Below are 454 nucleotides of genomic sequence, written 5' to 3'. Positions count from 1 at the left end.
CCCCGCAGGCGCGCACCTTCAACCAGCCGCGGACGGAGACCAGCGAGGCCGATATCGCCACCCGCCTCGACGGGCAGCTCTACGCCGTGCTCGGGCGCGAGGATGGGGAGGGGCGCTGGCAGCTCCGCCTCTGGTGGAAGCCCTGGGTGACCCTGATCTGGGCCGGCGGCGGGCTGGTCGCGCTCGGCGGGCTCCTCTCGCTCATCGGGCGGGTGCTGCGCGGTCGGCGCGCCCGGCCGGAGGAGGCGCCCTGGTGAAGCGCATCCTTTTCCTCCTGCCGCTGATCGTCTTCGCCGCCTTCCTCGTGACGGCCCTGGTGGGACTCGCCGGCGGCAGGGACGAGACCGTCCGTTCCCGGATGATCGGGCAGCCGGTGCCCGCCTTCACGCTTCCCCCCGCGATCGAGGGGCGCGCCACCGTCACCAGCGAGACCTTTCGCGGCGAACCCCGCATC

The 454-nt window shown here is 73.8% G+C and carries 1 protein-coding gene and 1 pseudogene; both read left to right on the top strand.

All coding sequences use genetic code 11. The features are described 5' to 3' along the window. Nucleotides 1-257 (top strand): cytochrome c-type biogenesis CcmF C-terminal domain-containing protein (locus AC2JF9_RS09170; RefSeq protein WP_500727150.1); only part of this gene is annotated, 257 nt, incomplete at its 5' end. Next, nucleotides 254-454, top strand: a pseudogene (locus tag AC2JF9_RS09165) (hypothetical protein); the annotation flags it as partial. The gene AC2JF9_RS09170 and the pseudogene AC2JF9_RS09165, both read left to right, overlap by 4 nt.

The organism is Lactobacillus sp. C449L (assembly GCF_059900815.1).
The sequence above is the reverse complement of the archived record's forward strand: the minus strand, read 5'-3'. Positions and strand labels throughout refer to the sequence as shown.